Source organism: Paenarthrobacter sp. 10L420 (assembly GCF_056395385.1).
In genome coordinates this window covers 66,338-88,435 of record NZ_JBFTJK010000004.1, presented here as the reverse complement: position 1 = coordinate 88,435, position 22,098 = coordinate 66,338, and the positions used below count along the sequence as shown (strand labels likewise).

The 22,098-nt window shown below is 60.6% G+C and carries 21 protein-coding genes; 8 read left to right on the top strand and 13 right to left on the bottom strand.

Translation table 11 applies throughout. The features are described from left to right. Positions 1-123: 123 nt before the first annotated feature. Positions 124-597, top strand: coding sequence for a hypothetical protein (locus tag AC1DD5_RS08810; RefSeq protein WP_442005930.1), 474 nt, complete (start codon positions 124-126; stop codon positions 595-597). Positions 598-609: 12 nt separating this feature from the next. Next, on the top strand, positions 610-2,790 hold the full coding sequence (locus AC1DD5_RS08805) for a multicopper oxidase family protein (RefSeq protein ID WP_477521150.1): 2,181 nt from the start codon (positions 610-612) through the stop codon (positions 2,788-2,790). 39 nt (positions 2,791-2,829) lie between these two features. Here the strand turns inward: AC1DD5_RS08805 and AC1DD5_RS08800 are convergent, their stop codons facing one another. Together AC1DD5_RS08800 and AC1DD5_RS08795 are read right to left on the bottom strand one after the other, a co-directional pair. Next, the gene (locus AC1DD5_RS08800; RefSeq protein WP_477521149.1) at positions 2,830-3,054 is read right to left on the bottom strand and encodes a hypothetical protein; all 225 of its coding nucleotides are present in this window, start codon (positions 3,052-3,054) and stop codon (positions 2,830-2,832) included. A gap of 98 nt (positions 3,055-3,152) precedes the next feature. After that, positions 3,153-4,058: a LysR family transcriptional regulator ArgP gene (locus tag AC1DD5_RS08795; protein WP_477521148.1), complete on the bottom strand. Its 906-nt coding sequence runs from the start codon at positions 4,056-4,058 to the stop codon at positions 3,153-3,155. A gap of 68 nt (positions 4,059-4,126) precedes the next feature. Here AC1DD5_RS08795 and AC1DD5_RS08790 point away from each other — a divergent pair, with 68 nt between their 5' ends. The 4 genes from AC1DD5_RS08790 (at position 4,127) to AC1DD5_RS08775 (ending at position 7,450) form a co-directional block, all read left to right on the top strand. Continuing rightward, positions 4,127-4,762 (top strand): LysE/ArgO family amino acid transporter, encoded by a 636-nt coding sequence (locus AC1DD5_RS08790; RefSeq protein ID WP_442018456.1) that lies wholly within the window; start codon positions 4,127-4,129, stop codon positions 4,760-4,762. Between the two features lie 68 nt (positions 4,763-4,830). Continuing rightward, positions 4,831-5,541 carry a response regulator transcription factor gene (locus AC1DD5_RS08785; protein WP_477521147.1) on the top strand — a complete coding sequence of 237 codons (711 nt, stop codon included), beginning with the start codon at positions 4,831-4,833 and terminating at the stop codon, positions 5,539-5,541. Between the two features lie 2 nt (positions 5,542-5,543). After that, positions 5,544-6,989, top strand: a complete 1,446-nt coding sequence (locus AC1DD5_RS08780) for a sensor histidine kinase (protein ID WP_442005925.1) — start codon at positions 5,544-5,546, stop codon at positions 6,987-6,989. 170 nt (positions 6,990-7,159) lie between these two features. Beyond that, positions 7,160-7,450, top strand: coding sequence for a WXG100 family type VII secretion target (locus AC1DD5_RS08775; protein WP_431118557.1), 291 nt, complete (start codon positions 7,160-7,162; stop codon positions 7,448-7,450). A gap of 143 nt (positions 7,451-7,593) precedes the next feature. Here the strand turns inward: AC1DD5_RS08775 and AC1DD5_RS08770 are convergent, their stop codons facing one another. From AC1DD5_RS08770 to AC1DD5_RS08750, 5 genes are all read right to left on the bottom strand, one after another. After that, positions 7,594-8,553, bottom strand: a complete 960-nt coding sequence (locus AC1DD5_RS08770; RefSeq protein ID WP_477521146.1) for an RNase H family protein — start codon at positions 8,551-8,553, stop codon at positions 7,594-7,596. 195 nt (positions 8,554-8,748) lie between these two features. Beyond that, positions 8,749-10,374, bottom strand: a complete 1,626-nt coding sequence (gene groL, locus AC1DD5_RS08765) for a chaperonin GroEL (RefSeq protein WP_442005923.1) — start codon at positions 10,372-10,374, stop codon at positions 8,749-8,751. Positions 10,375-10,687: 313 nt separating this feature from the next. Beyond that, complete coding sequence (locus AC1DD5_RS08760; RefSeq protein ID WP_216926027.1) at positions 10,688-10,891, bottom strand: cold-shock protein; 204 nt, start codon at positions 10,889-10,891, stop codon at positions 10,688-10,690. Between the two features lie 189 nt (positions 10,892-11,080). Then, positions 11,081-11,701 (bottom strand): LytR C-terminal domain-containing protein, encoded by a 621-nt coding sequence (locus AC1DD5_RS08755; protein WP_477521145.1) that lies wholly within the window; start codon positions 11,699-11,701, stop codon positions 11,081-11,083. 48 nt (positions 11,702-11,749) lie between these two features. Then, complete coding sequence (locus tag AC1DD5_RS08750; RefSeq protein WP_396133470.1) at positions 11,750-12,085, bottom strand: DUF3263 domain-containing protein; 336 nt, start codon at positions 12,083-12,085, stop codon at positions 11,750-11,752. Positions 12,086-12,193: 108 nt separating this feature from the next. Here AC1DD5_RS08750 and AC1DD5_RS08745 point away from each other — a divergent pair, with 108 nt between their 5' ends. Further along, complete coding sequence (locus AC1DD5_RS08745; protein ID WP_477518067.1) at positions 12,194-12,961, top strand: uracil-DNA glycosylase; 768 nt, start codon at positions 12,194-12,196, stop codon at positions 12,959-12,961. 52 nt (positions 12,962-13,013) lie between these two features. Then, on the top strand, positions 13,014-13,853 hold the full coding sequence (locus AC1DD5_RS08740) for a siderophore-interacting protein (protein WP_477518066.1): 840 nt from the start codon (positions 13,014-13,016) through the stop codon (positions 13,851-13,853). A gap of 24 nt (positions 13,854-13,877) precedes the next feature. Here AC1DD5_RS08740 and AC1DD5_RS08735 read toward each other — a convergent pair whose 3' ends face one another. From AC1DD5_RS08735 to AC1DD5_RS08710, 6 genes are all read right to left on the bottom strand, one after another. Further along, complete coding sequence (locus AC1DD5_RS08735) at positions 13,878-15,365, bottom strand: threonine/serine exporter family protein (RefSeq protein ID WP_477518065.1); 1,488 nt, start codon at positions 15,363-15,365, stop codon at positions 13,878-13,880. A 28-nt stretch (positions 15,366-15,393) separates the two neighbouring features. After that, positions 15,394-16,707: a peptidoglycan bridge formation glycyltransferase FemA/FemB family protein gene (locus AC1DD5_RS08730; RefSeq protein ID WP_477518064.1), complete on the bottom strand. Its 1,314-nt coding sequence runs from the start codon at positions 16,705-16,707 to the stop codon at positions 15,394-15,396. 105 nt (positions 16,708-16,812) lie between these two features. Next, positions 16,813-17,901: a lipid II:glycine glycyltransferase FemX gene (locus tag AC1DD5_RS08725; RefSeq protein ID WP_477518063.1), complete on the bottom strand. Its 1,089-nt coding sequence runs from the start codon at positions 17,899-17,901 to the stop codon at positions 16,813-16,815. Between the two features lie 111 nt (positions 17,902-18,012). Continuing rightward, positions 18,013-19,923, bottom strand: a complete 1,911-nt coding sequence (locus tag AC1DD5_RS08720) for an ABC transporter ATP-binding protein/permease (protein WP_477518062.1) — start codon at positions 19,921-19,923, stop codon at positions 18,013-18,015. 77 nt (positions 19,924-20,000) lie between these two features. Then, a complete protein-coding gene (locus tag AC1DD5_RS08715) occupies positions 20,001-21,140 on the bottom strand; it encodes a peptidoglycan-binding protein (RefSeq protein ID WP_477518061.1) in 1,140 nt (379 codons plus the stop codon). Continuing rightward, on the bottom strand, positions 21,140-22,012 hold the full coding sequence (locus tag AC1DD5_RS08710; RefSeq protein WP_477518060.1) for a hypothetical protein: 873 nt from the start codon (positions 22,010-22,012) through the stop codon (positions 21,140-21,142). Before AC1DD5_RS08710 ends, AC1DD5_RS08715 begins: the two co-directional genes overlap by 1 nt. Positions 22,013-22,098 lie beyond the last annotated feature (86 nt).

Genomic DNA, 22,098 nt, shown 5'->3' with positions numbered 1-22,098 from the left:
TAGAGTTGCCCTTGGTCCAGGCAGCCCGGCGGCCAGTCGTCGGCAGTGGGGGTAGCCCGCAGCCAGGGTGCCGGCGATTCGAAGGCCTTGAAGAATCTGTGATTTTTTACCAGAGGACTCCCTATGCGTAAAACCCTCCTGGTCCTGGCGGCGATCATCCTGCTATCGGGACTTGCCCAGCTCTTTTTCGCGGGCTACTTCCATTTCCAAAACACCATTGAAGCCCAGCGCGAAGCGGGCGTTTATCACGTAATCAACGGCCAATTCGTGCTGCGCTATTCGGCGTTGCTGGCTGTGATTGTCGCAGCTATTGCCAAGGCCGGATCCCGGACCATCTGGCTTGCCGCCGGCATCTTCCTCATGACATGGGTCCAGCTGTTCATCTTCATCATTGGCGGAATGCTCACTGGCTCGTCGGAGGATTTCATCACGCCTTCGGGTTCGTGGGTGGCTTCCATCCACCCCGTCACAGGACTGCTGATTATCTTCATGTCCTACTGGTTGTTCAGACGTGCCCGCGCCCTTGCACTCAATCCCCAACCCCTTCCACCCAAGGCAGCAGCATCGGATGCTTCCGCCTCTTCCGCTACAGCTTGATAAGCGGCGGCTGTGAACATCTCACAGCTACTGGCCGTCGACCTGGTGCTGGCTATCCTTGCCGGCGGCGCCTGGATTGTCGCCGCTTGGATGGTCATTTCTTCTGGCAGGGGGCCCGCCAGGCCACGCGTTGTCGACTTGGCGCTTCTTCTGCTGGGCTTAGCCATTCTTATGACGGCAGCGCGCTATGCCTTGCTCCCAGCTTTGGTGGCCGGCAGTTGGTGGTTTGCCAGCGAACGCACAACCATCAGCCTGCCTTTGACCGCCATCCCCGCGGCTTGGGCCGCGATGGCCGGTGTTCCGTATTTGCTGAGGAGGCGGAACACCGGCCCACCATCTTCGCGGGAGCAACCCGGCCGCCCTGGCCGAACCCACGAATGGACGGTTCTCGCCATGGTGTCGGCCGCGGCTTCGGCAATTGCCTCACTTGCCCTGATGTTCGTCCTCGGCCCATTCCCCGCCCCGTGGACGCTGGCGGTTCTCTTGTTCCTGGTAGCAGGGACCGTGATGATAGCCAGGCTGGCGCTGTTCCCTGTGTTCCAGGTTCCGCCCACTCCGCCAGCTCCTCCCGCTCCTCCCGCTCCGCCCGCCCTTCCCGGCGGCAGCCCCGCACCCGGCCGAGGCCTGGTTCACAGGCGCACGACGGCGGCTGCTGCAGTTGCCGGACTCATGGCCTGCACCGCTTTGGGCTCGGGAGTCTTTGCGTGGCTGGGTAGCCGGTCCGCCGATGGCGCGGTGATTGCGGCCGCCGTGGGTCATCACGGAGGTGTCACCGCTGCACCAGTGGTGGCCCCAACTCAGGTAACAAGCCTGGTGGGAGAGATCCCTGACAACGCCGTGGTCCGGCACTACGAACTCACTGCCCGCACGGAACACATAACCTTGCCCTCCGGGGAGTCCACTGATGCGTGGACCTTTGGCAGCCTCCCCGGGCCCGGCATTGAAGCACAACTGGGCGAGGTCATGGAAGTTGAGCTAAAGAACCAGGATGTGAGCGCTGGCGTGACCCTGCACTGGCATGGTTACGACGTCCCCAACGCCATGGACGGCGTGGCCGGGGCAACACAGGACGCCGTCATGCCCGGGCAGTCCATGACCTACCGCTTCCTTGCTGCCCAAGCCGGCACATATTGGTACCACACGCACCAGGACTCAGCCGAAGGTGTCCGCAAGGGCCTCTACGGCACATTCGTCGTGCACAACCCCACACTGCCTCGCGCAGATACTGACATTGTGGTGGCAGGACACGACCTCGGCGGTCTGGGGTTGCTGGGCTCCTCAGACCGTAACAGTGTGTACGCGGCCGTCCCGGGCTCGAGCGTTCGGGTACGCCTCATCAACACTGATTCCCTGCCGCAGCGCTACCTTCTGGACGGAACAGCGTTCAAGGTTGCGGCCGTGGACGGAACGGACGTGAACCAGCCGCAGGAGGTGACAGGGAAGTTATTGCGGATTGGGGCAGGAGGACGGATGGACGTCACGTTCACTATGCCCGAATCCCAGGTGACGCTCCGCTCTGACTCGGCGGCCAGCGCCGTCGTCGTGGTCACCCCATCCCGCCCGGACGGGGTGAATGCAGACGCTGCCAAGGGCGATGCCGCAGCGAAAGCAGCCGACGTCCAGCAGAAGGCGCCCGACGTCCCCGAGAAAGCGCCGGATGTTCCTGAGAAGGCGCAGCCGGGCGTCTTTGCGACGACGCCCGTCCTGGACCTGTTGCACTACGGCGAACCTGTGGCTGGAACACCGGCACCCGCAGAAAATGTCCGGGAGGAAGTGTTGGTGTTGGACCGGCAATTCCGCTTTGTTGACGGAGTTCCGCGCTACGCGTTTACGGTGAACGGCGCATCCTATCCCCTGGTGCCATCCATTGAGGTGGCCGAAGGAGACACCGTAAAAATGACGATCGTTAACCGCACCGCTGAGCCTCATCCCATGCATCCCCACGGACACCACGTTCAAGTACTCAGCAGGAACGGCGTGGCTCCGAGTGGATCGCCGCTGATCCTTGACACCGTGGAGGTGCTGCCGGGCGAAGTATGGGAGCTACTGCTCCATGCGGACAATCCGGGCATCTGGATGGACCACTGCCACAACCTGGACCATGCTGCAGAGGGAATGATGATGATGCTGAAGTACGAAGGCGTGTCATCTGACTTCGTCCACGGCGGCCATTCCCACAACCGGCCTGAATAGGTCGGCTGGCGGGATAGGACGGCTGGCGGGCGGACGTCCTCAGGCAACCATGCGGCTGGCGTGCTGGATCGCAACGCCATCCACTACTGCCCAGCAATCGGCGTCGTGGAGCTGCGCGCTCGCGAAGCGCTCGGCTGAGGCCAGGTCCGGAAATTCCTCGCGCCTGATGTGGCCCGAGTCTGTATCCAGGTACGTCACGTGGAACTCGACGTCCGCGGCTTTTTCATTGTGATGAATGCTGATGGGGGCTGCTTCTTTTGCCATGTTTCCAGTGTGGAATGGGGCACTGACATTTTTAGGAGCATCCGTGGGCGTGTTCGGATCTTTAACCCTGGCCCAGTGGCTTCCTGACAACGGATGGACTAGGGCGTCCGAAGGTACTCGGCTGAGACTTCCCGGACTGTGGAGCTAAGGACGTCGAGCACTCTTGACGCCGTCTTCCAGCGCTGCCAGTAGAGCGGAACATCAAAGGGACGCTCGGGAGCGAGTTCAATCAAGCGCCCGTCGGCAATGTCGGGCCCGCATTGAACTTCGGGAATCAGTCCCCAGCCCAAGCCCACGCGAATGGCATCGCCAAAGTCCTGTGAAGCTGGCACGTAGTGTCGCGGCCCCTTCTGTTGTGCTTGTGAAACACCTGGCCACGATTCCACGAAAGCCCACTGATAGGTGTCCTTTCGGTCGAAATCCACTGCCGGTGCGATGTTGAGCCTGCCGCCGTCCACCCCTTCTGCGAACCAACGATCCACAAAGGCTGGAGCTGCAACTGCCCGGTAGCGCATGACTCCGAGGCTCTCAACACGGCAGCCCTGCACCGGTTCCGGGGTGGCCGTGACTGCGGCCATGACAGTCCCCGAACGCAGCATCGAGGTGGAGTGTTGTTCGTCGTCACGGTGCAGGTCAAAGGTGATGTGGAGATCGCTCGGCACGCGGGCAAGTGCTTGCAGGAACCAGACCGCAAGCGAGTCCGCATTCACCACGATCGGCACAGCCAGGTGCGGACCGTCCGTGCCCAAACCCAACTCCACGCCTGCATCTGCTTCCAACTGGGCAACCTGCCGGGCGAGTCGAAGGACCACTTCGCCTGCTTCGGTGGCCTGCGCGGGATTACTCCGCTGGAGCAGGACCCTTCCGGATGATTGCTCAAGCGCCTTCAGGCGTTGGGACACTGCCGACGGCGTGATGTGCAGCCGGCGTGCGGCCGCATCCAATGTGCCTTCCGAAAGTACGGTGGCGAACGTTAACAACTGCTCTGAGGGAAACTGTGGCATAAGAAAATCTTACGGGGCATCAATAACATTAGCTGTCCTAAATGCCTTGCGGACCATAATTTGGAAGTGTGACTTTCTCTGATATCTTCAACTCCACTGGCCTCGGCCTTGCTACGGGCCTAGGCCTTATCGTTGCCATCGGCGCCCAAAACGCCTTCGTCCTTCGGCAAGGAATTCTTGGCAAACATATAGGCGCGGTTGTCGCAGTGTGCGCACTCTCAGACGCCCTCCTTATCGCTGCGGGCGTACTTGGCACGGGTGCACTGATCGCGGCCGCTCCTGCCGCCGTCGTGGTTCTGCGCTTTGTGGGGGCGGCGTTCCTGGTGACTTATGGGGTGCTTGCGGCTCGTCGGGCCCTTCGCCCGCAGGTGCTCCTTTCTTCCGAGACGCCCTCTCCCGACGGCGACGCCAAACGTGGCCTCGCCGCGGTTCTCACCACCGTACTGGCGTTGACGTGGCTAAACCCCCACGTCTACCTGGACATCGCACTTATCGGCTCGCTCGCCAGTGCCCAAGGCACTCTGTTGCAGTGGTGGTTCGGCGCCGGTGCGATGCTGGGCAGCATCCTCTGGTTCTGCTCCCTGGGCTTCGGCGCCAGATTCCTGCGCGGCTTCTTTGCGCGGCCCAAGTCGTGGCGAATCCTGGACGGCGGGATCGCTGTAACCATGGGAGCCCTCGGCGCAGGACTGGCCCTGGGAATCTGAGGCGGCACGCAGTCTCCTCACATCAAGCATCCAGATAACTCACAGAAACTGGGAGCATCATGGGTGTCATGAAAAAGAACGGCCCCGAAGCCAAGCTCCTTGTCGTCGACGACGAACCCAACATCCGCGAGCTTCTCTCCACGTCCCTGCGGTTTGCAGGTTTCGAGGTCGTTGCCGCATCCAATGGTCGCGAAGCCCTGGCCGCCGCCGACCTTAACTCCCCGGACCTCGCAGTCCTGGACGTCATGCTGCCGGACATGGACGGCTTCACAGTGACGCGTCGCCTCCGGGCCGCAGGCAAACACTTCCCCGTCCTGTTCCTCACGGCGAAGGACGACACCGAGGACAAGGTCACTGGCCTGACCGTGGGTGGCGACGACTACGTCACCAAGCCATTCAGCCTTGACGAAGTCGTGGCCCGCATCCGCGCCGTACTGCGCCGGACCCAGCCCCTTGAGGATGACGACGCCGTGATCCGCGTGGACGACCTCGAACTCGACGACGACGCCCATGAGGTCCGACGCGGTGGCACAGTCATTGAGCTGTCCCCCACTGAGTTCAAGCTCCTGCGCTACCTCATGCTGAACCCCAACCGCGTTCTCTCCAAGGCACAGATCCTGGACCACGTTTGGGAATACGACTTCAATGGCGACGCCTCCATCGTTGAGTCGTACATCTCCTATCTACGCCGCAAGGTGGACATCGACCCCGATGCCGCAGCCCTCATCCAAACCAAGCGCGGAGTGGGCTACGTGCTGCGAACGGCAGAGAAGCGCTGACCTTGCTGCAACGCTGGAAATCGGCGTCCCTGAGGTCGCAGCTGGTCGCCATCATCATGGGGCTGCTCCTCCTCGCTCTGGCCGCGACGGGAGCCGGCACGCTGACGCTCGTCAAGAGCTACCTGCAAGGCCAGGTAGATGACAAACTCAAGGCCGCCGTCGCGCTGGCACAGGACCAGCAGTCATTCGACAAGCTCTCCGAGCCGAACCCCGCCGTGCCCACTGATTATTCGCTGACCCTGTATGTTCCGGGGCTTTCGCCGTACCAGTTCGGTGGCATGCAAAGTGACCGTCCGGCGATCGCCAACATCACTCCTGCCGAGGCCAAGGCACGCGGCAATGCCCCGTTCCAAGTGAGTGGCACCGCCGGTAGCAACTGGCGTGTCGTTGCCGTGGGCGTCGTTGCCAACGGTCAGAACGGCGTGGTGATTATCGGCCTGCCGCTGACGCCCGTGGACAAAGTCATGGAACACGCCGTACTTGTAGTGGTGGGCGTTGGCCTGCTGACCCTGGTTCTGGCGTTCTTCATCGCTACATGGACTGTGGCGCGATCCTTCAGGCCCCTGGCGCGCGTGGAGAAGACAGCAGCAGCCATCGCGGCAGGTGACCTCTCCCGACGCGTGGAAATCGACAACCCCCATACAGAGGTGGGTCGGCTTGGCGCTTCGTTGAACGCAATGTTGGCCCACATCGAGGCTTCCTTCGCGGCGCGCGCCGCGTCTGAAGCCCGGATGCGCCGCTTCGCCGCCGATGCTTCCCATGAACTCCGGACTCCATTGGTCACCATTCGAGGTTTCTCAGAGCTTTACCGCCACGGCGCGCTGGCCACCCCCGAAGACGTCGCCACGGCCATGGGCAGAATCGAAAGTGAAGCCAAACGCATGGGTTCCATGGTGGAGGACCTCCTCCTCTTGGCCCGGCTGGACGAGCAACGGCCGTTGCAACTCAAGCCGGTGGACCTGCAGTTGTTGGCGCACGACGCCGTGGTGGATACCAAAGCCTCGTCCGGCAACCGGAACATCACGCTCATCGGACTCGATGGATCCTCCCCGACGCCAGCCCCGGTCCAGGGCGATGAGGCAAAGCTCCGGCAGGTCATCGGCAACCTCGTGGGCAACGCCCTGCGCTACACGCCAGAGGGCACCCCTATAGAACTCGCAGTTGGTGTTCGGACCACTCCTGAAGGCGCCTTCTCGGTCATCGAAATCCGAGATCACGGAGCCGGCATTCCAGATGCCGAGACCAACAAAATCTTTGAACGCTTCTACCGGGCCGATACCTCACGCACCCGCGAGACAGGCGGCAGTGGCCTCGGTCTGGCCATTGTGGCTGCCATCGTTGGCTCGCATGGAGGCAGCGTCCGGGTGAAAGAGACCGACGGCGGCGGCGCAACTTTGGTGGTCAGCCTCCCGTTCCGCGAGGAGCCCGCGGAGCTGATATCCCAGTAACGCTGGTGTCATCCATGGCGGCATTACCCAGGCAACGGCTCTTCAAGAGAGCTGTTATCCACATAGCGACGAATGGTTGTTCCCGGGCCCCAGGCAGCTGCCTAGGCTCAATGTTGTGGCCACGCACACCGCCGCGTTCAGCGGAACATCATCGTCGAAAGGCATCACCCATGAGCGTCATTTCCGTCGACACAGAGCTCCTTCAGCTCAAGTCGTCCAACGTCAAAGCAACCGTTGACCGCATCAGCACGGACGTGCAAGCCATGAAACACGGACTGGACGAGCTTCAAGCCACGTGGAGAGGCTCAGCCGCCACCAACTTCCAGTCGCTTGTCCTTGAATGGTCCCTGACGCAAAACAAGGTCGAGGCCTCGCTGGCTTCCATCAACATGGCTTTAGCGTCGGCCGCAGCAAGCTACCTCGAAGTGGAGCAGGGCAACACCCAGCGGTTCGCCTACTAGGGGCTGCACGCTCAAGGCACATTCGAGGTCCTGCTTCACATAAGCTCCTGCGGGGCCGGCTGTCTTCCCCCTGTGCAGCCGCCCCGCAGGTCACCAAGCTTTCTGTTTCCTGCTGTGAATTGATGTGCAGTGTTTCCGTTGGGTCAGTTTTCGGGGGTGCCCTGGTGGAATCGGAGCCGCCACTGGCCTCGGTCCAGAAGCCAAACGGAACTGCGGAGGGCCGAACCCGAATGCGCGAAGCTGCGGTAGTTCAGCAGGATAGTGTTCTCGCTCAGGCGATCGGCGCTAAGAACTTCCAGTTCAATGGGTTCGCCGGGGTCCTCCTCAAGGGCGACCATCATGGCGTCCCGGGTCCAGAAGCGACCCGAGCTGCCAATCTCGGCAAAGTCAGGATGAAGCAATACTCCAATCCTGCCGATGTCGGTCCGTACATCCGGGCGCAGGAGCTCGCGCTCCAAGGCAACCACGATTTCCTCTGCGGGCAACTGCTGGGCGGACGCATCCTCTTCCAGTTCGCTGAAAAGATCCGGCTGACCGAAGATACCCGACTCCCCAAACAACGTGGGTTCCGAGTGGGCTTGGAAGCTGCGCCCGGCTCTGGCCGGAACAGGAAGAGGCGCGGCGAGGGCCTCGTCGGAGCCTGTAAAGCCCGGTCCGATTGGAGCTGCGGTGCCCTGCTGGAAGGCGGTGGCTACGGCGCGTGCGCGCTCGTCTGCGGCCTCATTGAGGTCGTGGCCGGCGTGGCCCTTGACCCATTCAAATGTGTATTTGCGCCCGACGATTGCTTGGTCGATGTCCTTCAGGAGGTCAACGTTCAGGACGGGCTTTCCGTCAGCCTTGCGCCAGCCTTTCCGCTTCCACCCGGGCATCCACTTGGTGATGCAGTTGATGACGTACTGGCTGTCGCAAAGGATCAGCAGTTCTTCTTGCGGTACGTGGGCAGTGGAACGGAACAGGTCCAGGACAGCCATGAGCTCGCCCATGTTGTTGGTGCCGTGGGGCCAGCCTCCTGCGCGCCAACAGGAGTCGTCAACATACCAGGCCCAACCGGCCGGCCCAGGATTGCCGAGGGCAGAGCCATCGGCGGCAGCAATAATCGTCATGCCTTCAATCCTGCCAGACCACACAGACACTGAAAGCGTGCTAGCACCCATCTATGTAGCAGCACATGTCGTTTTGAGCATTCAGAACGAGATGTGCTGCGACTTACTTGGGCGATACAGCAAGACGGCGGCCCCCACCAAATGGTGAGAACCGCCGTCGTTTGCTCTGAAGCGTGACGCTACAGCTTAGGAGGCTTAGAAGCCGCCCATGCCGCCCATGTCGTCGCCACCGGCAGCCGGAGCGTTCTTCTCAGGCTTGTCGGCAACTACAGCCTCGGTGGTCAGGAAGAGACCAGCGATGGAAGCAGCGTTCTGGAGAGCCGAGCGGGTGACCTTTACGGGGTCGTTGACGCCGGCAGCCAGCAGGTCTTCGTAGACACCCGTGGCAGCGTTCAGGCCGTGGCCGGAAGGCAGGCCGCGAACCTTGTCAGCAACAACGCCCGGCTCGAGGCCAGCGTTGAAGGCGATCTGCTTCAGCGGAGCGTCGATGGCAACCTTGACGATGTTGGCACCAGTTGCTTCGTCACCCTGGAGGGTGAGGTTGGCGAATGCCTTGGCACCAGCCTGGATGAGGGCAACGCCACCACCGGCGACGATACCTTCTTCAACGGCAGCCTTGGCGTTGCGGACTGCGTCCTCAATGCGGTGCTTGCGTTCCTTGAGCTCAACCTCGGTTGCGGCGCCGGCCTTGATGACTGCAACGCCACCGGCCAGCTTGGCCAGGCGTTCCTGCAGCTTCTCGCGGTCGTAGTCGGAATCGGAGTTTTCGATCTCGGCGCGGATCTGGGCAACACGGCCAGCGATCTGCTCGGCGTCGCCGGCACCTTCAACGATGGTGGTCTCGTCCTTGGTGACAACGACCTTGCGGGCGGTGCCGAGGAGTTCCAGGCCAGCGTTTTCGAGCTTGAGGCCAACTTCTTCGGAGATGACCTGGCCACCGGTGAGGATGGCGATGTCGGCGAGCTGGGCCTTGCGGCGGTCACCGAAGCCCGGAGCCTTGACGGCAACAGACTTGAACGTGCCACGGATCTTGTTGACGATCAGGGTGGCCAGAGCCTCGCCCTCGATGTCTTCGGCGATGATCAGCAGCGGCTTGTTGGACTGCATGACCTTCTCCAGAACCGTGACGAGTTCCTTCACGTTGGAGATCTTGGAGTTCACGATCAGGATGTACGGGTCTTCGAGGACCGTTTCCTGGCGCTCAGCGTCGGTGACGAAGTAAGCGGAGATGTAACCCTTGTCGAAGCGCATGCCTTCGGTGAGTTCGAGCTCCAGGCCGAAGGTGTTGGACTCTTCGACCGTGATGACGCCTTCCTTGCCCACCTTGTCCAGGGCTTCGGCAATGAGGCTGCCGATTTCCGGGTCACCGGCGGAGATGGAAGCCGTGGCCGCGATCTCTTCCTTGGTTTCGATTTCCTTGGCAGAGGCGAGCAGTTCTTTGATGACTGCCTCAACAGCCTTCTCGATACCGCGCTTCAGGGACAGGGGGTCGGCGCCGGCGGCAACGTTGCGCAGGCCTTCCTTGACCAGTGCCTGGGCGAGAACCGTAGCGGTGGTGGTACCGTCGCCAGCGACGTCATCCGTCTTCTTGGCAACTTCCTTGACCAGCTCAGCGCCGATCTTCTCGTAAGGGTCGTCCAGCTCGATCTCCTTGGCGATGGAAACACCATCGTTGGTGATCGTGGGGGCGCCCCACTTCTTTTCGAGGACGACGTTGCGTCCACGCGGGCCGAGGGTGACCTTGACGGCGTCGGCGAGGATGTTCAGGCCCCGCTCGAGGCCGCGGCGTGCCTCTTCATCAAATGCAATGATCTTGGCCATAACGGCGGTAGTCCTTTCGGGACAGTCGTTAAGAAGGAACCTGTCAGATGGGGTGCCCGCGACGGACGGTCCTTTGCTTGCGGCCTCTGTATGCCCCGCGCTCCGGACCTCACCCCACCAAGGTGTTTCTTGATCCCCCTGACGTTCCGAGAGCCATCCGCCGCCGGCGTAGGCCGGGCCGGAGTTAGCAGTCGAAGCGTAGGAGTGCTAAATCAATAATTAGCACTCGACCGGGGAGAGTGCAAGCAGAAGCGCCACTTTGCGCTATAAACAAAGGGGTTTCAGCCGTTAGCTGACGTGACGGCCAAAGGGACTATGCAACGCGGACGCTTTCGGCCTGCGGACCCTTCTGGCCTTCGCCTAATTCGAACTCCACCCGCTGGCCTTCCTCGAGGGCACGGAAGCCTTCCATCTGAATAGCGGACCAGTGCACGAAGACGTCGTCGCCGGAGTCATCCACAGTGATGAAGCCGTACCCTTTTTCGGCATTGAACCATTTGACGGTTCCCAAAGCCATGATGCCCACACTTTCACAGTAGCCAAGACCGGTTGCCGGGATCTCCGGACCGGAATCAATCCACTGTAACCACAGTCACTATCCGCGCGCTCCTGCCGAGGGGCCGACCATGACTTTTGTTATTGAGGCTTAACCGAGTTGTAGCTTTCGAGGCTGAAACCACAGAAAAACGGGCGGGATTCAGCGAAATTACCGGTAGCCAGGTCCCACAACAACCACTAGAGGCTGCTGTATTTCAGGAGACTCAACAACCGCGGTGATACCGAGGAGTTTGCCCAGTGCTTCTGCATTCGCCTTCTGTCCAGGGACGTTGTAAAAGACCACGGAAGACTGTTGCGGCAGGCCGCCCCAGTTCCCCACAGATCCCAAAGCCCAACCATCGCCTTGGACCAGGCCCGCGACGCGACTGGCAAGCCCAGCCGTAGCCGTGCCGTTGTAGACAGCCACTGCAACGGACTTGTCCACCGGCGCAGCAGAAGGAGTTGCCGAAGCTTCGCCTGAAGGCGTGGTTCCCGGGCTCGGCTCGCCGGAAGCGATGGGTGCGTTGCTTGATTCGGTAGGAGCAGCAGAAGGGGAGGTTTCGCTCTGCTGAGGCGCCGGAGTCGAAACGCTTGTGGACGCGCTGGGGGCCACCAGGCCGAGCCGCGGAAGTATCAGGAAAGCGACGAGTCCCAGCACAAGGGCCACGGCTCCTAGGGTCAGGACCGGCCACAAATTGGGGCGGACTGTCTCTTGGGCGTCACGGTGCACACCCTGCCGGGAGCTGTTCTGTGGGACCCGGTCGAATTCATCCTTGGCAAATTTGGTCATGGTGAAGCCTTGTCCTTGCTGGTTGCTGCTGACTATCAGCCGGGCGATTTACGCGTCGGACCCCAAACGGCGCGCTGTCCGCGCACGTTGGCGCGACGTACGTAGTCTACGCAATCTCTTCACCAGCATGGGATCGTGGGCCAACGCATCTTCGGTATCGATAAGTGCGTTCAGGATCTGGTAATAGTGCGTGGCGGAGAGATTGAAGAGCTCACGGATCGCCTGTTCCTTGGCGCCGGCGTACTTCCACCATTGCCGTTCCAAGGCCAACATTTGCTGATCTCGGTCACTTAGAGGTGAGTCGCTGCGGGTCTCGGCTGCCAGGTCTTCAAGTGCCAAACCGGTAGACTGCGGCGCCATTGGTTCCGGTGCTGGTTCAGCCACGGCACACTCCTTGACGCTGGTTGGGGGAAAATGTCCTACCCCCATGTTACGGGCGAATAACAACGCTGTCATTCGCACCGCCGATGCCATGGAGGAGACAATGACAGGGTGACTGGTGAGGATGCACTGTTTGACCTGGAACCCGCCGGCGTTGCCGATCCAGGCTTCGACGAGCTTATTGACCGACCCTTGGAAGAGCTGATGGCCGCTGATTGGGCGGACGCGTTGCGACCCGTGGAAGGCCAACTCCGTGAGGCTTTGGCCTTTGTTGCGGGTCAGGCTGCCCAAGGGATCCACGTCCTTCCTGCAGCTACCAACCTTCTCCGGGCTTTCCGCCGACCATTGGCTGACGTCAAAGTACTCATCCTTGGCCAGGATCCGTACCCAACCCCGGGACACGCCGTCGGGCTTTCCTTTGCCGTTTCGCGGCATACGCGGCCGATCCCCCGGAGCCTGGCAAATATTTATCGTGAACTCCACGACGACCTCGGGCTCCCGCCGCGCATCCATGGCGACCTCACGGCCTGGACGGACCAAGGCGTCCTGCTGCTGAACCGTGTCCTTAGTGTCGCAGCCGGAAGCGCTGGCTCACACCGCGGCAAAGGCTGGGAGGCCATCACGACGGCGGCTGTCAGTGCGGTAGCCCATCGCACCGACGGCGCGGGACGCCGGAGTCCCCTGGTCGCGATTCTGTGGGGGAAGGACGCCGAAGCGGTCCTGCCGCTGCTGGATGGCACACCGGCAATCACTTCGGTGCACCCGAGTCCCCTTTCGGCATCACGTGGTTTCTTTGGTTCCAAGCCGTTCAGCCGAACCAACCAGCTGTTGGCGTCACAGGGCGCAGAGCCCGTCGATTGGGAACTACCCATCTTGTAACCTTCGACTCATACCCAACTGGCACCCCACGAATTAGCTTAGGCTTGCCTATATGGCTGCTCTCCCCGTTTCTTCGTCCGCCACCCGGACCACACGCCCGCAGGTCAACCTGAGGGTCCAGCGCAAAGAATGGCTCTCACCTCACATGGTGCGGATCGTCGCCGGCGGGCCAGGGTTCAGCGACTACGTGAACAACGAATACGTGGACCGGTACGTCAAGATCGTTTTTCCCCAGCCCGGCGTTGATTATCAACTTCCGCTGGACCTGTGGGCCATCCGCGAGACGATGCCACGTGAGCAATGGCCGCACACCCGGACTTACACCATTCGCTGGGTGAACCTGGAAGAACGGGAACTGGCGATTGACTTCGTAGTCCATGGCGACGAGGGCCTGGCAGGGCCTTGGGCAGCGGCAGCGGAACCTGGGGACACTCTGATTTTTACCGGGCCCGGCGGCGCCTACAATCCTGCGCCCGACGCCGATTGGCACCTCTTCGCCGGCGATGACGCCGCGATTCCAGCCATCGCAGCCTGCATAGAGGCGCTCGCCCCGGAAGCCCGCGGATTTGCGTTCCTTGAGGTGGACAGCGCCGAGGACATCCTGCCTATCTCTGCTCCTGCTGGCCTGAAACTCCACTGGCTGCAGCGCAACGGAGTGCCTGCCGGATCAAGCGAGCTGCTGCTTGAGGCGCTTCGTGAAATGCAGTGGCTCCCCGGCCGGGTTGATGTCTTTGCACACGGCGAAAGAGGCTACATGAAGGGCCTGCGGCAGATCTTCTTCGCCGAGCGCGGCCTGGAGCGTTCGCAGGTTTCGCTCTCCGGTTACTGGGCTCAGGGCCGGGTAGAGGAAGTTTTCCAGGCCGAGAAGAAGCTTCCCGTAGGACAGATTTAGTCAGATCCAGCGGCCAGCGCAGATCTAGCGGCGCCGTACCCTGCGGCGCTCGTTGCTGGATAGGCCCTTCGTGAGCGGCCTGGCCAGGTTGTCACCGAGGACGATTCCTGCTGCCACTCCCAGGACGATCGCGCCTGCATTCAGCATGCCTCCGGCGCCCTGAACAATGTCCGCTTCCTCAATGGTCAATACATACATTGAACGGAATATGGTCAGGCCGGGGAGCAGGATGAGCGCGGCCGGAACAGCCACTACAAGCTGGGGAGCGCCAAGTTTCAGTGCCACTACCCGAGCCAACAGGCCGATGGCCACAGCCGATACTGCCGGCGACAAGCGGTCGCCGAACCCGGCAGTGGTAGCCCCCCACAACACGAAGAAGCCGACCAAGCCGACTGCCGCCGTCGGGAGTAACAGGCGCATCTGTGTCTGCTCGGTGACGCCGATAGCCACTACGGCGATGGCGATCAGAATGGCTTGGCCCCACAAAGGATACGCATCGGGGAATGTTTTGGTGACGTCCAGGACTTCGCTGCCCATGAGGGTCCCGACGACGACGGCGACGGCGATACCAGCGACGATCGCGCCGAAGGTGAGCAGCGTGGAGAGGAATCGTCCGGCCGCGGTGACCGGGAAGCCGTTGATGGCGTCCTGCACGGAAGATACAAGCCTGCCCGTTGGAAGCAACAACAGGATCCCGCCGGCAACCACAATGGACGGAGCGATGTCCGCACCCGCCCAACGCAGCATCAGGGCGACAAACGTGACCAGGAACGAGCAAGCCATGGTGATGAAGAAGTCGGGCGTCCGCCACCGGCTCAGTTGCCGCGCAACCAAACTGATCAGCAAGTTGGAGCCAAAAGCCAGGGCTGAAGCGCCGGGACCACCACCCAGGACGCCCACGAACACCGCCGCGAACACGGCAAAGGCAACCGTAACCATCCAGCGAGGGAAGGGCTTGGCGCTGCGGACGATGTCATTCAATCGACGGACGGCTTCGTCGCGGCCCACTCCCCCGGCCACGATGTCCGTGACCAGTTGATGCACCTGCGCGAGGCCGGCGTAGTTATTGGTCCACGAGCGCACCACACGCAACAACGTGATGGGGGTCTGGTCCTTTGGCGCATAGTTGATGGCTACCGACTGGTTGGTGATGTCCACTTCAACGTTCTTCAAGCCAAGGGCCGCGGTAACGGCAATCATGCTTGTCTCAACTTCAAGGGCGCCTGCACCGTATCGGAACATGACTTCGGCCAGATGCAGGGCGAAGTCGATCGTCTTACGCGCTGAGGCGTCGACACCAACAACCTGGATAGTCGGGTTGGCGTAGGGACTGCCCGCGAGCCGGTCCACGATGTTCATGGGGGCAGTGGGCGGGCTATCGCCTTGAACCAAGCGCATCAGCATGCGCTTGGCATTGGCGTTCTGCCGGATTTGCGATGGCCGCAACGGCTGGGTCTTGGGCAAGCCGTCAGTGTGAGGCCTGCCGCCGGAGCCCTCAGGGCGTTCAGTCACGCAGTGTTCCTCCCTTGGCTTTGGTTGATTAGTTCTTCCCCGGGAATTTCCTCAGCAGGTTTCCGGGCTCCGGCAATTTTGCCAGTATCGTCTTGGCGGCATCTGCGAGCTTCCTGACCGCCCGGTAAGCGGTGAAGACCGGCAGGTTCACCGGTGTCACGAAGTCGCCAACCAGCTGGACCACCTCGCCGCCGAAGCCCTTCTTGAATTCGTAGCCGCCGTGACCGGTTTCGTCCTGGCCCTGGATGCCGAAGGTGCCGTAGAAGTTATAACGCGAGTAGCCGTTGTTCAGAGCGTGCAACAGCATGCCCCAGTACAGCGACGTGGCTCCGTTGAAGTAGATGTAGTCCTGGACAGTCCCGCCGATCACGCACACGATTTCATCGCCGGAGCAAGCGAAGTGGATCGCCGCAACCGTAGCCACGCCAACCGAGTCGGGGAACCGTTCAATGTCCTTGAGGCTACGCTCGTAACTGTCCACGAGGTCCTGGACCACCTTGATGCGGTTGGCCTTCTTCTTGCTCCCGGTTTCCTCGACGTCGCGCTTGAGGTCCGCGAGTGTCTTGGACTCCGCATCCAGGCGCTCTGTGATGGAGGCCCGGTATTCGGGGATGTTGATCTTGGCCATCATGAGCTTGGTGAACTCATCCGAGGTATTGCGGAGCAGTTGCTCGTAGTACTCACGCTCGCGGTAGGTGAAACCCTTTTCGTCGCCGGCAGTGCTCAGCGCGTTGTAGAAGTCGTCCAGGGTTTCCAGCGTGGCCTGTTCCAGGTAAACGCCGTTCTTTTCGGCCTTCCGGATGGCCTTGCGCGTGCGGTAGTTCATGCCCATAATGAGCTCTTCGGAATCGGCGATTCCGTCCAGCTTCTTGACGAACATCCAGTTGATGTTCGCGAAATTCATGTCAAAGCCCTGGTGCTTGAAGCCCAACCCTGCCAGCTCCTTCAGCAGCGGACGGTTGTCCTCAACCTCCGGGTGCTCGGCGCCGTCCTCGTCACGGGCGATGTACTTGACGTTCGGTGAGATGCGCAGCTCAGCAGCCTTCTTCGAGGCCGCGTGCTTCTTCAACTGCTCGACGACGAACCGCACCGCTTCGGCGTCGTTGTGGTCCAGCAGTGGTCCCTTTGCGCAGTCGCAGACCTTGTAGCCAAAGCGATTGGTGGTATAGACGAGCTTTCCGGCAGCGATCAGGCTGCCACCGCGGGTCACGCCAAAGAGCTCCACTTCCTGGCCGCGGGCACGTTGGAAACGCGCCAGGTCCACGGACTGGATGAAGCTGCCTTGTGGGTGCCCCTTGGCGAATGTCTCGAAATCAGCGTCACTGAGAATCACGAATTCCATGCCGGTTCCAGCCTCAATCGGAGTCAAAGAAATTACCTCACCTAGATAGATTTGCACCCGTTGGTGGCCGGGGCGGGCCTGAAGTGTTGGGTTGGTGCCGGTTCTTTAGTAGAACTGTCCGCCTGTGCGCATAGTTTCCAGTCGGCGGAAGACGCGCTCTGCTCCCTTGAGCCAGAGCTTATGGCGGATAGGTCCGAGGACGAGGTCGTAGCAACCCACGAAGTCCGTAACCGTCTTGGTGAAACTCGTTTTGAACAAACCCATGCCGAACAGCGGGTGGGTCTTGTCCTTGATCCGGGCGGCCGGCGGCGTGCCGCAGAAATCGTACTCAACGCAGCCCAGATCCTGCATCCGCTGGATAGCCGCCCACTGGACCAAATGCGAGTCACCGTACTGCTTGCGGTTCTGGGTGGAACCGCCATCCTTGTAGGTTGCCTTGGAGCCATAGTTGATAACAAAAGCACCGACGCTGGGTGCACCGTCCTCGTAGACAAAGAAGAAGTGACCCTGGCCACGGCTGCAGAATTCGTGCCAGAAACGGGAGTAGTACTCGTAGCTCCGCAATGGCATGGCACCCTTGGCGTTCACTGTGTCTTGCATCAGTGCGTAGAGCTTGCGATAGGTCTCCTCGCCGGGCTCGGCTGGGAGGACCTCGCATCCTTCACGTTCTGCCCTGCGGACAGCGTTGCGGGCCCGCGATGAAATGCCCCGCAGCACTTCATTGGCGGGCGCGGAGATGTCCAGGAGTGCGGTGGAATCGTTGGATTGGATGTTCGGGGCCTTAACCAAGCCAGCCGCCTTCAGCTGGCCGGACACCTCAGGTGACTCCACGACGTCGGGCTCTATCTTGATGGTGAAGACGTTCATCTTCTGTTCCTTCGCCAAGGCGACGAGGGCGTTCAGCATAGGCTTGATGTCGCTTACCTCGGCTGCGTCCGGTCCCTTGATGAGGTACCAGAGCCGGCCAAGGACGGGGAACTTCTTTTCAAGAAGGAGGTTGTAGCTGGCGTAGTCAGCGGCCTCAATGACGAGCCGGCGGACCAACCAGCCGTTGCCATCCTTGACTGCCGCATAGGCGTCCGACTGCAGCATGTTGCCGCCATTGGGGTTGGCTGTGACGTGCTTGTCCCAGTTATCGATTTCCTCGGCGGTGGCAAAGCGGGCGGTAAATTCTCGCAAGGTGGCCGTGTCCAATCTCAGGGGTTTGGTGCAGTGTTCAAAAGCTGGGTGCGCATGCGGACATGCAGCCTCAAGTCTATCGGGCCGAGGAAAATAGCCCGACTCTGGGTGAGTTGCCCGCTCGAACTAGGCGCGAATAGCCTGAGCCGGATCCGCTTTGGACGCCGCAATGGCTGGATACAACGCTGAAAGAACACCAGTAGCTGCGCCAGCGGCAACTCCGGTCCACACTGATTCAGGCCCCAGAACCGGTGTCCACCCTTGGCCCAGGCAAAAGGTCAGAACTCCCAGCACTCCGACCGTTCCGCCAGCCAGTCCACCGCCCAATCCCACCAGCAAACCCTCAAAGATAAACATCCGGCCAATGCTGAAGCGACTCGTACCGAGGGCTCTCCGCAGAGCGATCTCCGATCTTCGCGTTTGCACAGTCAGATACATCGACGTAGCAGCGCTAAGACAGGCGAGTGCCAGCAACACCCACGAGATGACACTGATCAACACGCCCAGGTCGTTGTTGACTCCTTTGCGGAGCGAACGAAGGTCTGCCACCGTGTTGACGGTGAAGTGCTCCGGATGAGCTGCGTCGAGGGCCAAAGGAATCACGTCGGCCAATGGTGCTGGAAATCCAGGGAGAGTGCGGATCACAAATACAGGGTTGTCAGAAGCAGCGGATGGGTAGGCGCTGATCCCCAGGATGATGCTGTCTGCGAGAACCGGGTTCCTTCCGGCTTGGCGCAGTATGCCCACGACTGGAACGGACTGCCCACCGATCCAAATTTTCTGGCCCGGACCCGCAGAAGGAATCCCTAAACGGACGGCCGTATCTTGTCCCAATATTGCTACGGGCTTTCCGAAGGAATTGTCCAGAAGAGATAACGCAGAAGCAGGCTCAACTACGGCCTGGCTAATGTCGAGGAACGTCGAGTCCACGGCCAGGAGTGACCCTGCGAAGTCGTCCTCCTGGATTCCCCTATTTGGCTGAAAGCGTGTGGGCCGAAATTCAGAAGTCGCCAACTCCACTCGCAAACCAACCGCGACCACTCCGTGAAGATTCTCTATTTTCCTCTTCTGACCTCGCAAGGCTGCGATGTCAGCGTTCGTGGGTTGGACCCCAGATGGGCTTCTTGAGGCTTGCACTTCATCCAATGCGGCTTCGGCCAAGCGCTCGGAAACCTGCGCGGAGGCACTTTGGCTAAGGCCTACTGAGGCAACCAGTCCGCCCGATCCCAGCATGAACGCCAGAATGAGCAGCAGTGCCTTGCCTGCCCTGGAGGTAAGGGATGCCAATGCATCATAGACGTCATCCATCAAGAGATTGAGCCGTCTCCCCAGTGGGGCTGGGGAGAAAACTTCAGTTGGATCCGGGCGCCCAACCATGGGCTCGTGAACAGCTGTCGAGGCAGGGGAACCCGGCGCGTCGGGCTTTGCCAGTCGTCCGTCGTCGATGACGATCCGGCGGGCTGCTGCGGCGGCGACGATCGGATCATGCGTAATGACGACGACTGTCACCCCGGTTCGATTCAACGCCTTGAGATCCGCGATGACGCTCTGGGTATTGACACTGTCCAGGTTGCCTGTGGGTTCGTCTGCGAACAGGATCCTGGGCTTGGTCGCGAGAGCACGAGCCAAGGCAAGACGTTGCCTCTCCCCTCCAGAGAGGTTCTTGCCGAGCACGCTTGTCCTGTGCAGCAACCCAACGCGCAGCAGGGCCTGCGTTACTTCCAACTCCCGGTCCAGGTGGCGGACACCTTGCACACGAAGGCCGAGCGCTGCGTTCCGTGCGGACGATTCATCCAAGATCACGTGCGAGGCTTGGAAGACAAACCCAAACATCCGCGATCGCAACCAGTCACGCTGCTTCTCGGCCATCAGTGATACGTCTGCACCGTTGATCGAGTACGTGCCTTCTGATGCACGGTCCAACAGTCCAAGAATGTTCAGTAGCGTTGATTTGCCGGATCCTGAGGGACCAATGATCGCAACGAATTCACCCTCACAGATCTCAAGATTGACGTCTTGAAGGGCCGCAGTAGGCACATCGGCTCCTGCATAGGAGCGCCCGATGCCTTCCAACCGGAGCAGGGGAATCCTGCCGGGCCTTTGCGCAGGCAGGTTCACGATACGTCGACCGTGGTTCCAGGCTCCAGCTTCGAAGTCTCGGCCAAGGCAGCCCAGCCATCGCGCTGCCCTGTCACCGTCACGTCGATTCTTTCCGCCGAAGTATCCTCACCAGCGTCCTTTTTCGAACTTGGCACGGTCACATACGTCCCGATGTCATCCTGTTTGATGGCGGTCAGGGGAACTGCCAAGGTCTCTTGGACCGGCTCCTTCACGCTGACAGAGACTGGCTGACCCGGCTTTGGTTTGTTGGGATCGTCCGGAACAGATGCGATGATGTCCATTCCTGGAAGCGTCCCCTTTTCCGGATTGCCTTGGTCGAAAACCCCGATGCTCTGAATGACGCCCTGGGCGCTGTACCCACTGGCTTCGAGCGCAACGGCCTGGCCAACTGTGAGAGCTTCAGCCTGTGTAATTGACGCCCGTCCCACGGCCACGTCCGGGGCAGTTTGCGCTGTAGCCACCAAAAGATCGTCCGTCAGCACGGCTCCTGAAGCAGCAATGCTCGTCACAGAGCCCTCATCACCAGGAATTTGAACAAACTCCCTCCACCGGACCATGGCCTTCTTGTCGTCGGATTTTGGGGCTGACTGATCAACGTCACGGTACAAAGCCGCCACGGATTCTTGGGTGGACTTATCAAATATTCCGGTCATGTTGGGCCGATACCCTATGGATTGAAGCCAATTCTGCAAGGCGGAAACGTCTTGACCGTTGTCACCATCTTTCAGGTCCCGATACAACGGGACGGACGTTGATATGACAATGAGAGGGCGCCCGGACACAGTCGCAACGATTGTCCCCGGCTTTAGCGTGTCGCCAACAGCAACCAGCATGCGCGTTATGACGGCGCGTTCAGTCCCTGGCGGTACTGATGCTGCGATGCCCACCGACGTTCCCGGGGTCATGCTCCCGGGGATGATCAAAGTGCTCGCCAAAGTCCTACGCTCCACTGTGGCGGTCACCTTGATTGGAGTGTTGATGGAGTCGAGGGCAGCAGACTGGGGTGACTTTATGTAGCTTCCGGCAAGGAAGGAACCTGCCATTCCTGCCACAACTATGACCAAGAAGCCAATGATCCGCCGGAGTCGCGGAACTCGTGGGACCTTAACTACTGCGTCTTGCTGCAACGGCATCAAGCGGCGCCCTTGCCATGTTGCCGGAGAATCGTCCTCGCTTTGGCCAAAGCCTCGGTCTTATCCTCCGCGAGCCTGTTCATGGCAGCTTGGTTGGCGGCGATCAGGGCAGATTGATACTGCGCCCGGATATCCGAGATGCGTTGCATTACCTTGGTTTCCTGCTTGCAATTCGCGTCTTGAACAGCTGTCCTGATTTCGCCTTGCTTGTCCGAAGGGTACGAAGGCACCCACGCATCAGGTGAGTCCTGTCGCATTGAAATTCCGGCATCTTTGAGGCAAGCAATCCAGTCGTCGCGTGATTCCCTCCAGTCAGGATCCCGCTCAGATAATGCATTTGAGTCATTGCTAATGTTTGTTAGCAATGAGTCCGCACCGGCGATTCTGCTTCGGAATGGAGGTATCTGATTCGAGGTCGTGGCGTTATCGCATTCAAAGTACTTCTTGACATTTGCGTCCGCTGATTCCCTCGTCCTGGAATCGTAAATACCTGGGACGGTACGGATTATTGCCTTGTCATATCCGTACTTCGCCGCAAGTTCGGGAACCCAAACGCCATACGACTGGTCGGCTTTAACCGTCAGATCACCGTGCTTCTCTGGCATGGTCACACCGGCGTTTTTCATGCAATCCTCGATGACATACATGTTGGCCGCACTTATGACCATTGATTCGTCGGGCGTCGCTTCGTACGCATCCATGGGTAAGGAAATGGTCGCCGTAGCCGGATCCAGTTTTGCATGCACGCCGGCATATGCTGCTCGGTCGACGGAAGGCAAGGACGCGGCATCCACTCCGTCAGGCTGCGAATTGGCGCTGCATCCGGCCAATGCAACTACCAACACGAGCAGACTCAGTGGATACCGTGCCATTTTGCCTCCCGGCATCCCCACCAGCTCCGACTAGAACTGTTATGAAGCCAAAAATAGCTATCTTGCGAGGGAACATCAAACGAGGC